This window comes from Bradyrhizobium sp. R2.2-H, assembly GCF_004346455.1.
Classification (GTDB): Bacteria; Pseudomonadota; Alphaproteobacteria; order Rhizobiales; family Xanthobacteraceae; genus Bradyrhizobium; species Bradyrhizobium diversitatis.
In genome coordinates, this window is record NZ_SMBR01000001.1 from 193,143 (window position 1) to 205,158 (window position 12,016).

Annotated in this window: 11 protein-coding genes and 1 pseudogene; 7 read left to right on the top strand and 5 right to left on the bottom strand. The window is 66.0% G+C overall.

The features are described from left to right. Window positions 1-36: 36 nt before the first annotated feature. The 3 genes from EDE08_RS00880 (at window position 37) to EDE08_RS00890 (ending at window position 4,688) form a co-directional block, all read left to right on the top strand. Window positions 37-1,698 (top strand): electron transfer flavoprotein-ubiquinone oxidoreductase, encoded by a 1,662-nt coding sequence (locus EDE08_RS00880; RefSeq protein ID WP_131866307.1) that lies wholly within the window; start codon window positions 37-39, stop codon window positions 1,696-1,698. A 284-nt stretch (window positions 1,699-1,982) separates the two neighbouring features. Beyond that, window positions 1,983-3,779, top strand: coding sequence for a tetratricopeptide repeat protein (locus EDE08_RS00885; protein WP_131866309.1), 1,797 nt, complete (start codon window positions 1,983-1,985; stop codon window positions 3,777-3,779). Window positions 3,780-3,803: 24 nt separating this feature from the next. Beyond that, window positions 3,804-4,688, top strand: a complete 885-nt coding sequence (locus tag EDE08_RS00890) for a 4-(cytidine 5'-diphospho)-2-C-methyl-D-erythritol kinase (protein WP_061878487.1) — start codon at window positions 3,804-3,806, stop codon at window positions 4,686-4,688. A gap of 1 nt (window position 4,689) precedes the next feature. On the opposite strand, the gene EDE08_RS00895 is transcribed toward EDE08_RS00890, so the two are convergent. The 5 genes and pseudogenes from EDE08_RS00895 to EDE08_RS00915 form a co-directional block, all read right to left on the bottom strand. Further along, window positions 4,690-5,565, bottom strand: a complete 876-nt coding sequence (locus EDE08_RS00895; protein WP_061878712.1) for an alpha/beta fold hydrolase — start codon at window positions 5,563-5,565, stop codon at window positions 4,690-4,692. A gap of 7 nt (window positions 5,566-5,572) precedes the next feature. Beyond that, window positions 5,573-6,204 (bottom strand): annotated as a pseudogene (locus EDE08_RS00900) (LysE family translocator). A 45-nt stretch (window positions 6,205-6,249) separates the two neighbouring features. Continuing rightward, window positions 6,250-7,512, bottom strand: coding sequence for a beta-ketoacyl-ACP synthase II (gene fabF / locus EDE08_RS00905; RefSeq protein WP_131866313.1), 1,263 nt, complete (start codon window positions 7,510-7,512; stop codon window positions 6,250-6,252). A gap of 1 nt (window position 7,513) precedes the next feature. Next, window positions 7,514-8,029 carry a winged helix-turn-helix transcriptional regulator gene (locus EDE08_RS00910; protein ID WP_131866315.1) on the bottom strand — a complete coding sequence of 172 codons (516 nt, stop codon included), beginning with the start codon at window positions 8,027-8,029 and terminating at the stop codon, window positions 7,514-7,516. Between the two features lie 334 nt (window positions 8,030-8,363). After that, on the bottom strand, window positions 8,364-9,371 hold the full coding sequence (locus EDE08_RS00915; protein ID WP_131866317.1) for a polyprenyl synthetase family protein: 1,008 nt from the start codon (window positions 9,369-9,371) through the stop codon (window positions 8,364-8,366). 131 nt (window positions 9,372-9,502) lie between these two features. Here EDE08_RS00915 and EDE08_RS00920 point away from each other — a divergent pair, with 131 nt between their 5' ends. The 4 genes from EDE08_RS00920 to EDE08_RS00935 all read left to right on the top strand — a co-directional run bounded on the left by EDE08_RS00920 (window position 9,503) and on the right by EDE08_RS00935 (window position 11,896). Further along, window positions 9,503-9,730 carry a putative signal transducing protein gene (locus EDE08_RS00920; protein ID WP_028178667.1) on the top strand — a complete coding sequence of 76 codons (228 nt, stop codon included), beginning with the start codon at window positions 9,503-9,505 and terminating at the stop codon, window positions 9,728-9,730. Then, window positions 9,723-10,487, top strand: coding sequence for a tRNA1(Val) (adenine(37)-N6)-methyltransferase (locus tag EDE08_RS00925; RefSeq protein WP_131866319.1), 765 nt, complete (start codon window positions 9,723-9,725; stop codon window positions 10,485-10,487). The genes EDE08_RS00920 and EDE08_RS00925 overlap by 8 nt, the downstream gene beginning before the upstream one ends. Before the next feature lie 214 nt (window positions 10,488-10,701). Next, a complete protein-coding gene (locus EDE08_RS00930) occupies window positions 10,702-11,610 on the top strand; it encodes a S49 family peptidase (RefSeq protein WP_131866321.1) in 909 nt (302 codons plus the stop codon). Window positions 11,611-11,704: 94 nt separating this feature from the next. Then, window positions 11,705-11,896, top strand: coding sequence for a hypothetical protein (locus EDE08_RS00935; RefSeq protein ID WP_061878481.1), 192 nt, complete (start codon window positions 11,705-11,707; stop codon window positions 11,894-11,896). Window positions 11,897-12,016: the final 120 nt, after the last annotated feature.

The window sequence follows — 12,016 nt, forward strand, 5'->3', positions numbered from 1 at the left end:
CAAACGACCGAGGACCGTCTCAAGGGCTGAGATCAGATGAGCACCGAAGAACTTCCCCCGCGCGAATCCATGGAATTCGACGTCGTCATCGTCGGCGCCGGTCCCTCCGGTCTGTCCGCCGCGATCCGGCTGAAGCAGCTCAACGCCGATCTCAACGTGGTCGTGGTGGAGAAGGGCTCCGAGGTCGGCGCGCATATTCTCTCCGGCGCGGTGATCGACCCGGCCGGGCTCGACAAGCTGGTCCCGGACTGGCGCGAGGATGCCGACTGCCCGCTGAAGACGCAGGTCAAGGACGACCGCTTCTTCTGGATGACGGGCGCCGGCGCGATCAAGCTGCCGAACTTCATCATGCCGCCGCTGATGCACAACCATCATTGCTACATCGGCTCGCTCGGCAATGTCTGCCGCTGGCTGGCGCGCAAGGCGGAGGCGCTCGGCGTCGAGATCTATCCGGGCTTTGCGGCGGCCGAAGTGCTCTATGACGAGGACGGCAAGGTCAAGGGCATCGCCACCGGAGACATGGGCATCGGCCGCGACGGCAAGCCGAAGGATTCTTTTACCCGCGGCATGGAATTGCTCGGTAAGTACACCCTGTTCGCCGAAGGCGCCCGAGGCAGCCTGACCAAGCAGCTCATCGGCAAATTCGCCCTGGACGCCAAGAGCGAGCCGCCGAAGTTCGGTATCGGCCTCAAGGAGGTCTGGCAAATCGACCCCGCCAAGCACCAGAAGGGCCTGATCCAGCATTCGTTCGGCTGGCCGCTCGACATGAAGACCGGCGGTGGCTCGTTCCTCTATCATTATGACGACAATCTCGTCGCCGTCGGCTTCGTCGTCCATCTCAACTACGACGATCCCTACCTGTCCCCGTTCGACGAATTCCAGCGCTTCAAGACCCATCCTGCGGTCCGCGGCACCTTCGAGGGCGCCAAGCGGCTCGCTTACGGCGCGCGCGCGATCACCGAGGGCGGCTATCAGTCGGTGCCGAAGCTCAGCTTCCCCGGCGGCGCGCTGATCGGCTGCGCGGCCGGCTTCGTCAACGTGCCGCGCATCAAGGGCGTGCACAATGCGATGGGCACCGGCATGCTCGCCGCCGAGCACGTCGCAGCGGCGATTTCCGCCGATCGCGCCAATGACGAACTCGTCGAATACGAGAATGCCTGGCGCACGTCGTCCGTCGGCAAGGATTTGTTTCTGGTCCGCAACGTCAAGCCGCTGTGGTCGAAGTTCGGCACCGTGCTCGGCGTCGCGCTGGGCGGCTTCGACATGTGGTGCAACACGCTGTTCGGCGCCTCGCTGTTCGGCACCCAGTCGCACGCCAAGCCTGATCGTGCCACCCTCGATCCGGCCCGGCAGCACACGCCCAAGGCCTACCCGAAGCCGGATGGCAAGATCTCGTTCGACAAGCTGTCCTCGGTGTTCCTGTCCAACACCAATCATGAGGAGGACCAGCCGGTCCATCTGAAGGTTACGGACATGAACCTCCAGAAGACCTCCGAACATGACGTCTTCGCCGGTCCTTCGAACCGCTATTGCCCGGCCGGCGTCTATGAATGGATCGAGGAGGGCTCAGGCCCACGCTTCCAGATCAACGCCCAGAACTGCGTCCACTGCAAAACCTGCGACGTGAAGGACCCCAATGGCAACATCACCTGGGTTCCGCCCGAGGGCGGCGGCGGCCCGAATTACGAGGCGATGTAAGGGCGGGGCGGGTGATCTGGCGCACGTTCGCGTGAGGACCTGGCTGCGGCCGCGCGCCGCGGCCACGATAAGGCCATAGTAGCGGCGTCTTGGGGCTCTCCCGGCGGTTTCGTCTGGCCGATTTCGGCAAGCGCGGGGAACGGCCGGCCCGAATCCTTGCGGCGAAGCGCCAAAAGCGGCATTGTCGGCCCGACGGTTCCGGGTCCCTATGCCACCGGCCGCGTTCGCATGCGATACGGCCCCCTGTTGCAAACCCAGGCACTACCAACTCAAGGCGAGCCCAGATGTTTTCAAATCGTTTCATCCGCCGGACTGCTGCCGCCATCGCTCTCACGGGCACTGCGATCGCGGCGGTCCCCGGTGCGGTCCTGGCGCAGACGCCAGACCACCCGGAGAACACGGCGGCGCAGTTTCCGACCCGAAACGATCTGAAGTCGCTGACCGGTGCCGGCAGCTATCTCGCCGCCCGCCATGCCAGCGTCGAGCGTGACGCGGCATCCGCCGCCGCATTCTACCGTTCGGCGCTCCGGACCGATCCCAAGAACAACGAACTGCTCGACCGTGCCTTCATCTCGTCGGTCGCCGACGGCGACCTCGAGGAGGCGGTCAAGCTCGCCGAACGCATTCTCACCATCGACAAGACCAACCGCGTCGCGCGTCTCGTCGTCGGCGTGCATGATCTCAAGCTGAAGAAATACGCGGCCGCGCAGGCCAACATCAACCAGTCGGTCCGCGGCCCGATCACCGATCTCGTCGCCACGCTGCTGTCGGGCTGGGCCGCCTATGGTGCCGGCGATGCCAAGGGTGGTGTCGCCACCATCGACAAGCTGGCCGGTCCGGAATGGTATCCGCTCTTTAAGGATCTCCACGCCGGCATGATCCTGGAACTCTCCGGCAGGGAGAAGGACGCCGGCACCCGCTTCGAGCGCGCCTACAAGCTTGACGATTCCATGCTGCGCGTGACCGAGGCCTATGCGCGCTGGCTCTCGCGCAACAAGGATTCCGCCGCCGCGACCACCGTCTACCAGGCCTTCGACAAGAAGCTCGCCCGTCATCCGCTGATCCAGGAAGGCCTGCGCGAGACCAAGGCCGGCAAGAAGATGCCGCCACTCGTCGATTCCGCGCAGACCGGTGCCGCCGAAGCGCTCTACGGCATCGGCGCCACGCTGACCCGCCGCGGCGGCGAGGACCTGGCGCTGGTCTATCTTCAGCTCGCGCTCTACCTCCAGCCGACCCATCCGCTGGCGCTGCTCTCGCTCGCCGATCTCTATGAATCGGTGAAGCGGCCGAAGATGGCGATCAAGGTCTATGAGCGCGTGCCCGCGACCTCGCCGCTCAAGCGCAATGCGCAGATACAGCTCGCCATTGATCTCGACACCGCCGACCGCACCGACGAGGCGATCAAGATCCTCAAGGGCGTCACGTCGGAGGACCCCAAGGACCTCGAAGCCATCATGGCGCTCGGCAATATCGAGCGCGGTCGCAAGCGGTTCGGCGATTGCGGCGCGACCTATTCGCAAGGGATCGACGTGCTGCAGCCCGGCAACGACAAGGCCAACAGCGTCTGGTACTATTATCGTGGCATTTGCGAGGAGCGCTCCAAGCAGTGGGCCAAGGCCGAGGCCGACATGAAGAAGGCGCTGGAGCTTCAGCCCGACCAGCCGCACGTCCTCAACTATCTCGGCTATTCCTGGATCGACCAGGGCGTGAATCTCGACGAAGGCATGAAGATGATCAAGCGTGCCGTCGAGCAGCGTCCCGACGACGGCTACATCGTCGATTCCCTCGGCTGGGCCTATTACCGCATCGGCAACTACGAAGAGGCGGTGAAGAACCTCGAGCGCGCGATCGATCTCAAGCCCGAAGATCCCACCATCAACGACCATCTCGGCGACGCCTATTGGCGCGTCGGCCGCACGCTGGAGGCAAAATTCCAGTGGTCGCATGCCCGCGATCTCAAGCCCGAACCGGAAGAGCTTCCGAAGATCGAGGCCAAGATCGCCAACGGTCTCGCCGACGACAATTCGAACTCTTCTGCGGCGCAGGCCGAGAAGAAGAAGGACGACGGCAGGGGCGGCTGAGGTTTGCTTGGGGGCGTGTCGCCGATGTCGGCGTTGATTGAAGAGGGGCGGGCGAAGGTCAATTTGAGCCTTCGCGTCGTCGGCCGTCGTGCCGACGGCTATCATGATCTCGAAAGCGTGGTGGCATTCGCCGATTGCGCCGACCGGCTGACGCTGGAGCCGGGCGGCGAGCTGAAGCTCACCACCACCGGGCCGCTGGCGGAAGCCTGCGGCGAGACGTCCGACAATCTCGTGCTCAAGGCCGCCAGGCTTCTGGCCGAGGCGGTGCCCGGCCTGAAGCTGGGCGCGTTCGCGCTCGACAAGGTGCTTCCCGTCGCGGCGGGCATCGGCGGCGGTTCGGCCGATGCCGCGGCGGCGCTGCGGCTCCTGGCGCGTCTCAACGATTTGTCACTCGACGATCCCCGCGTTCAGAAGGTCGCACTCGCGACCGGCGCCGACGTGCCGGTGTGCCTCATCTCGCGCGCCTGCGACATGACCGGCGTCGGCGAGCAGCTATTGCCGCTCGCGCTACCGAGCATGCCCTGCGTCATGGTCAATCCGCGCGTGCCGGTCGCGACCAAGGACGTGTTCCAGGCACTGGGGTTGCGCAACGGCGAGCTTCTGGTCGGCGTCACCGACGTCATCCGCGCTCCGGCCTGGCCCGGGGAGGGCGCCGCTATTTCCGATTGGGTCGAGGTTCTGGAAACCGTCGCCAACGACCTTGAAGCGCCTGCGTTGCGCATCGAGCCCGTCATCGGCGAGGTGCTGGAAGCGTTGCGCGCCTCCGCCAACGTCAAGCTCGCCCGCATGTCCGGCTCCGGCGCGACATGCTTTGCGATCTACGGCGCGCCGGCCGAGGCCCATGCCGCCGCCGAGAAGATCCGGCGCGACCACCACGGCTGGTGGGTGCATGCGGGGACCTTGAGCTAGTCTAACCCGCGCCGTCCCCGTCGAGTCCGAGAAACCTTCGGATCTCACCCAATACCTGCTGCGGCTTGTCGTGCTGCAGCCAGTGTCCCGCCCCGGCAATGGTCTCGATGCGCGCCTGCGGGAAGTACCGCTCCAGGCCCGCCGCCCTGGCGCCGGCGAGAAAGCTTTCACCGGCATTTAGCAGCAGCGTCGGACAGGTGATGCGCGACCACAGCTCGATGTGATCGTCGGGCCAGAGCCGGTGCGGCGCAGCGGCGCGCTGATAGGGATCAAACTTCCAGCTGTAGGTGCCATCCTCGTTCTGCCGCGCGCCATGCGTGGCGAGATGCAGGGCGAGGTCGCGGGACAGCCGTTTGTTGTGAAGCATCATCTGCGCGGCGGCGTCCTCGAGGGTGGCATAGCGGCGCGGCGTGCGGTCGTGCAGCTTGTCGAGCTGGCCGACCCATTTGCCGATGCGCTCATGCGCCGGCGGCTTTGGCGTATCCGGCAACATGGTCACGCCGTCGAGGACCACGAGCTTCGAGACCTGCTCGGGGAATGAGCCCGAAAAGATCAGGCTGACCATGCCGCCCATCGAATGGCCGATGAGAGTGACCTGAGGCGCTGCGACATTGCGGACCAGCCGGGAGAGATCGTAGACATATTCCGTCAGCGCGTAGCTGCCGCCTCGGGTCCAGTCGGAATCGCCGTGGCCGCGCAGGTCGGGCGCGAGCACGTGAAAATGCGGCTGCAACGATCGGGCAATGTGATCCCAGCTCCGGCAATGATCGCGGCCGCCATGGACCAGGATGAGTGGTGGCGCGCGCTCATTGCCCCAGTCGGCGTAATGCAGCCGCAGGCCGTGCGATTCATGGAAGCGGCTTTGCGGGGCGAGCATCGTGGCGCTATCCATTCGCCGGCCGCCGCGCCAGCGCGAGCGAGAGGCCGAGGCTGGCGATGAAGACGCCGGAGCCCTGCGTGAGACGTCGCATCAGCTGAGGCCGTCCGATCAGCTGCGTTCGTGTCGCGGAGGCCATCACCACCACCACGACATCGGCGAGCGTGTTCAGCGTCACCGAGATCGCACCCAGCACAATGAATTGCATCGTCGGGTTCGATCCCGAGGGATCGAGGAATTGCGGAATGAAGGCGAGGAAGAACGCCGCCGTCTTCGGGTTCAGGGCTTCGACCAGCACGCCGTCGCGGAAGGCGTGCTTGTCGCCGACGGCCGCGCTCTCGAGCGACAGCGCGCGGCCGGCGCCGCGAAACGTCTTGATTCCGAGCCACACCAGATAAAGCGCGCCGACGAATTTCACGACGGCAAACAGTTCCGCGCTGGCCAGGATGATCCTGAGATGCCGAGGCTGCCCGCGACGACGTGAACCAGCCCGCCGAGCGCCGTGCCTGCGGTCGATGCCAGGCCGCTCGCGCGTCCCTCCGACAGGGTTCGTGCCGCGACGTAGAAAATGCCGGGGCCCGGAACGGCGGCAATGAGGCAAGCTGCGGCCAGGAACAGCCAGAAATTCGTTTCGGTCATCCTGTTTTCGTAGCGGAGCGACCGGCGATTGCAAGTCTTCTTCGCTCAGCCCATCCGGCGGAAGATCACGCTGGCATTGACCCCGCCGAAGCCGAACCCGTTGGAGATGGCGCTCTGCATCGGCATCGCTCTCGCTGCGCCGGCAACGATGTCGATGCCGTCAGCGCCGGGATCCGGATTTTCGAGATTGAGCGTCGGCGGCGCGATCTGGTCGCGCAAAGCCAGCACGGTGAAGATCGCCTCCAGCCCGCCGGCGGCGCCGAGCAGGTGCCCGGTGGCCGATTTGGTCGCGCTCACGGCAATGCTGCGGTTACGGCCGAACAGCGCGGCGATCGCGCCGAGCTCGCTCTCGTCGCCGGCCGGCGTCGACGTCGCGTGCGCGTTCAGGTGTTGCAGATCCGAAGGCTCGAGCTTCGCCTGCCGAAGCGCGATCTCCATGGCGCGGCGGGCGCCGTCGCCATCGGGCGGACCCGAGGTCATGTGATAGGCGTCCGCGGTCGTGCCGTAGCCGACGATCTCGGCGATCGGCGTTGCGCCGCGCGCCAGTGCATGCTCCAGCGCCTCGATCACCAGGATGCCGGCGCCTTCGCCCATCACGAAGCCGTCGCGGTCGCGATCGAACGGGCGCGAGGCGCGCCCGGGGTCGTCGTTGAAGCCGCTCGACAGCGCGCGGGCCGCGGCAAAGCCGCCGAGGCTGACGATGTCGATGCAGGCCTCCGCGCCGCCGCAGATCGCGACATCGGCCTCGCCGGCGCGGATCATGCGCGCGGCATCGCCGATCGCCTGCACGCCGGCGGCACAGGCCGTGACCGGCGTGCCCAGTGCACCCTTGTAGCCGTATTTGATCGAGACCTGGCCGGCCGCGAGATTGGCGAGGAACGAAGGGACCGTGAACGGCGAGAGCCGGCGCGCACCGCGCTTCTCGGTGATGCGCACCGCCTCCGCCATCGCCGGAAAGCCGCCGATGCCGGAGGCGATGATCGTCGCGGTGCGCTCCAGCGCGCTTGCGTCCTGCGGCATCCATTTGGCCTGTGCGACCGCTTCTGCGGCGGCGAGCAGCGCGAACAGGATGAAGCGGTCCATCTTGCGCTGGTCTTTTGGCGCGGCGGCCTGCGCGGGATCGAAGCCGCCATCGGCGTCATCGGCGTTGTCGGGCACGAGACCGGCGATGCGCGCCGGCAGTGCCTGCGCCCAATCGGGCAGAGGGCGCAGCCCGCTTTGGCCGGCGAGCAGCCGCCGCCATGTCAGTTCGACGCCGCAGCCGAGCGGCGACACCGCGCCCATGCCAGTCACGACGATACGACGCATGTCAGTCTCCAGCCGGCGCAACGGCCGCGTTCATGGCCTTGAGCGAAGCGAGCCGCGCGCGCATTCCGCGGCTGGCGCGGGGCCCCGCGATGACGACCGCATTGGCGAGCGTGATCGGACGCATGTCGGCGGCATCGACCACGAGCGGCTTGAGCGGGCGAACGTCGCTCCGGTTCGCCAGCAGGATGGATTCGCCCCTCGGCGCGAGATGCTTGTTGCCCCAGGCGAGCAGCGTAGCGATCACGGGGAAGAAATCCCGCGCCTTGTCCGTCAGCACGTATTCGTAGCGCGGCGGACGCTCGTTGTAGCGGCGCCGGGCGAACATTCCGCTCGCAGTGAGATGGGCGAGACGCCGCGACAGGATGTTCGGCGCGATTCCGAGGCTTTGCGAGAACTCGTCGAACTTCGTCGCGCCCTGAAACGCATCGCGCAGGATCAGGATGCTCCACCATTCGCCGACCGTCTCCACGGCGCGGCCGACGGGGCATTCCTGGATGGAGGGAGATTTTGGCTGCATGTGCAGGAGACTAGGGTAGTAACTTTCAAAATGCAAGTAACTACCATGCGAACCGCAAATGCGGGCGAAGCGGGCCAATGCGAAACTATGTTTGATGAGACGTGAGGTGGGCGTCGACCAAATCGCTCTCGTGCCCCGGACGCAGCGTAGCGCCCCTTCGCGGTGCGCTGCAGGGCCGGGGCCCATGTCGACGATGATTACGGATGTCGCGTGGGTCCCGGCTCTGCGCAGCAGCGTTTCACGCTGCAGCGCGTCCGGGACACGAGAGCGAGCGGTGTCGTCGCGTCTTGCTCCGCTCGCAATAACGAGGTGGAAAGAACCTTAGGGTGAGAGCCTAGTGCGACCTTGCCAAACAGAACGCCACGACCTGCTCCAACGCGCTCTTCATCGGCGAGGGCGGGAACAGCGCCAGCGCGTCGACGGCCATGGCGCCGTAGTGCTGGGCGCGGCTCAGCGTATCCTCGAGCGCGCGATGCTTGTTCATCAGGCCGATGGCATGATCGAGATCGCCGTCGCCGATCTCGCCGCGCTCCAGCGCGCGGATCCAGAAGGCGCGCTCGGTGTCGTTGCCGCGGCGGAAGGCCAGCACGACCGGCAGCGTGATCTTGCCCTCGCGGAAATCGTCGCCGGTGTTCTTGCCGAGCTTGGCGCTCTTGCCGCCATAGTCGAGCACGTCGTCGACGAGCTGGAAGGCGATGCCGAGATTCATGCCGACCGAGCGGCAGGCGGTCTGCTCCGCCTTCGGCCGGTTGGCGATGACTGGGCCGACCTCGCAGGCGGCGGCGAACAATTCGGCGGTCTTGCCGCGGATCACGGCGAGATATTCGTCCTCGGTGGTCGCGGTGTTCTTGGCGGCGGCCAGCTGCATCACCTCGCCCTCTGCGATGGTGGCGGCGGCCGCGGAGAGGATGTCGAGCGCGCGGAGCGATCCGACCTCGACCATCATGCGGAAGGCCTGGCCGAGCAGGAAGTCGCCGACCAGCACGCTCGCCTCGTTGCCCCAGAGCATGCGCGCCGAGAGCTTGCCGCGGCGCATCTCGCTCTCGTCGACGACGTCGTCGTGGAGCAGGGTGGCGGTATGCATGAACTCGACCGAGGCCGCGAGCTTGATATGGCCGTCGCCGGTATAGCCGGCGAGGTTTGCCATGGCGAGCGTCAGCATCGGGCGCAGGCGTTTGCCCCCGGAGGAGATCAGGTGGTTGGCGACCTCCGGGATCATGGTCACCTCGGAGCCGGTCCGCGACAGAATCGTGGCGTTGACGCGCTCCATATCAGGGGCGACAAGGGCAACCAGCTCTTCGATCGACGCGCCGGGAGTTTCGAAAGGTACGATGACGGCCACGCCGGTCTCCAATATTTGCCCCGGAAGGGCTATTCTGATGGAAAGACAATAGAAACTGGCGACGGACGCGGCAAGACCTCGGAACCATTGACATTTGCCGCATGCCCCCCTTTCAGGCAGGAGATCTGCGTTTGCGTGAACTGGTTCGGACCAATGACATGGTGCTGGTGTCGGCGATCGGCGCGCTGCTCGACGGTGCCAACATCCATCATCTGGTGCTGGACCAGAACATGAGCATCATCGAGGGCTCGCTCGGCATATTGCCGCGGCGGATCCTGGTCCATGAGGACGATGTCCAGGAAGCCAGGGCTCTCCTCACCGAAGCCGGCCTCAGCCACGAACTGCGCGGCGATGATTGAGGCCGCAGATATTACCGAGGACGCCTTTCTCGGCGGGCAATTGCGGTTGAAGCAGAAGCGATCCGGCCATCGCGCCGGGCATGACGCCATCCTGCTTGCGGCGGCGACCGACGCCCTGGCGGGGGACCGCGTAGTCGATTTCGGCGCAGGTGTCGGTACGGCCGGTCTGGCGCTGGCCCGCCGCGTCGCGGGCATCAGGCTCAGCCTGGTCGAGATCGATCCGGAGCTGGCCGAGCTCGCGCGTGGCAACGCGGCGGCGAATGCGATTGCCGCCGAAACGATCGTGCTCGACGTCACGGGCGAGGCGCAAGCCTTTGCGTCAAACGGGCTGTCGCCCGACAGCGCCGACGTGGTGTTGATGAATCCGCCCTTCAACGATCCGGCCCGGCATCGCGGCTCGCCGGATCGGGCGCGGCACAGCGCGCATGTGGCGACGGAGGAGACCCTGCATGCGTGGGTGCATGCAGCGCGGCGTATCCTCCGATCCAATGGCGTGCTGACCCTGATCTGGCGTGCGGATGGAATTGCGGATGTCCTGGCAGCGCTGTCACGCGGTTTCGGCAGTCTCTCGATCCTGCCGGTTCACGGCGAGGCCGGGCGGCCCGCGATCCGCGTGCTGGTGCGTGCGGTGAAAGGCGGCCGGGCCCCGACGCGATTGCTGCCGGGCCTCATGCTCAACGACGAGTCACGCTTGTCCAAAAGCGAGGTGACGGAGATTCTGGAAGGGAGAGCGGCGTTGCCGCTGGTGGAACCGTGAGAGCTTACCGGGGAAGCGATTCGGACTGCTGCTCTTGCGGCGACGTGAGGCGGATCGCCATGAACAGCGCGCCGATCAGCAGCATCAGAAGATAGATTTTCATGGTGTTCTCCGCTGCCTCATTACAGCCTCCCCATGGGAAAACTGCAAAGCACGTTCCGGGCACTTCCAATGACAGTCGCGTGATAAGAAATGGTTAATCAGAGGTAACGGCATGGCCGAACAATTGAACGATCGTGAGAGTTCCGGCCTGGCCGACAAGCTCATGCAATATTTGCCGGCGCGCTTTCGGCCGGGTATCCCGGTCGTGCCGGTGGTGCGGCTGTCAGGGGTGATCGGTGCAGTGACGCCGCTCCGCCCCGGCTTGACGCTTGCCGGCATCGCGCGGGTGCTCGAGCGCGCGTTCTCGTATCGGCACGCGAAGGCCGTGGCGCTGGTGATCAATTCTCCCGGCGGCTCGCCGGTGCAGTCGCGTCAGATCTACTTGCGCATCAAGCAACTTGCGGCGGAGAAGAAGCTGCCGGTGCTCGTGTTCGTCGAGGACGTCGCAGCGTCCGGTGGCTACATGATCGCCTGCGCCGGCGACGAGATCATCTGCGATCCGTCCTCGATCCTCGGCTCGATCGGCGTGGTCGGCGGCAGTTTTGGCTTTCAGGAGGCGATCAGGCGGCTGGGCATCGAGCGGCGCCTCTATACGGCCGGCGAACACAAGGCGATGCTCGACCCGTTTCTCCCCGAAAACCCCGATGACGTCGCCAAGCTGAAGGCGATCCAGCGCGAGATCCACGGGATCTTCATCTCGCTGGTCAAGGAGAGCCGCGGCGCGCGGCTGAAGGGAGCGGACGAGACCCTGTTCACGGGCGAATACTGGGCTGGCGACAGTGCCATCGCGCTGGGGCTCGCCGACGGCATCGGCGATCTCCGCTCAACTCTTCGTGCCCGCTATGGCGAGAAGGTTCTCACCCCCGTGATCGCGCAGCCGACCGGGCTGCTCTCCGGCCTTTTGGGGCGGAAATCGCCCGGCGCGGGGCAGCTTTCAGCCCTGGAATCAATGTCCGGCTTGCCGGACGAGCTGATCTCGGCGGTCGAGACGCGGGCGATCTGGGCGAAATTCGGGTTCTAGGCAGCGCCATTTGGTCCGGGCCGCGCCAATTGCGGCGCTGGCCCATCTGCGCAACAATGCAGGTGGGGGCTGAGCACTAGACGAGGATCGACCGATGCCGCCGTTCGTCGCTTTCGCGGGCGTCCTGGGCGGGCTTGCCGTGGTCCGCTGGGCCTACAAGACCGCTGTCCGGATCAACCAGGAGCTGGAGGAGATGCGTCTGTCGCGCGTCACTGAAGCCGCCCGCATGGGGGATATCCAGACGCTGAAGCGTGACCCCGTGACCGGAGCTTACCGGCCGGGCTAGGGCACACCTCCACGCGTTCGTCATTCCGGGGCTCGCGAAGCGAGAACCCGGAATCCATCGAACCACGGACTCAGCGGCATGATGGATTCCGGGTTCGCCCTGCGGGCGCCCCGGAATGAC

What these genes read in the sequence shown, in the direction of transcription:
- EDE08_RS00880 (WP_131866307.1), top strand. Translation starts at nt 37, where the DNA reads ATGAGCACCGAAGAACTTCCCCCGCGCGAATCCATGGAATTCGACGTC.
- EDE08_RS00885 (WP_131866309.1), top strand. Translation starts at nt 1,983, where the DNA reads ATGTTTTCAAATCGTTTCATCCGCCGGACTGCTGCCGCCATCGCTCTC.
- EDE08_RS00890 (WP_061878487.1), top strand. Translation starts at nt 3,804, where the DNA reads ATGTCGGCGTTGATTGAAGAGGGGCGGGCGAAGGTCAATTTGAGCCTT.
- EDE08_RS00895 (WP_061878712.1), bottom strand. Translation starts at nt 5,565, where the DNA reads ATGCTCGCCCCGCAAAGCCGCTTCCATGAATCGCACGGCCTGCGGCTG.
- fabF (WP_131866313.1), bottom strand. Translation starts at nt 7,512, where the DNA reads ATGCGTCGTATCGTCGTGACTGGCATGGGCGCGGTGTCGCCGCTCGGC.
- EDE08_RS00910 (WP_131866315.1), bottom strand. Translation starts at nt 8,029, where the DNA reads ATGCAGCCAAAATCTCCCTCCATCCAGGAATGCCCCGTCGGCCGCGCC.
- EDE08_RS00925 (WP_131866319.1), top strand. Translation starts at nt 9,723, where the DNA reads ATGATTGAGGCCGCAGATATTACCGAGGACGCCTTTCTCGGCGGGCAA.
- EDE08_RS00930 (WP_131866321.1), top strand. Translation starts at nt 10,702, where the DNA reads ATGGCCGAACAATTGAACGATCGTGAGAGTTCCGGCCTGGCCGACAAG.
- EDE08_RS00935 (WP_061878481.1), top strand. Translation starts at nt 11,705, where the DNA reads ATGCCGCCGTTCGTCGCTTTCGCGGGCGTCCTGGGCGGGCTTGCCGTG.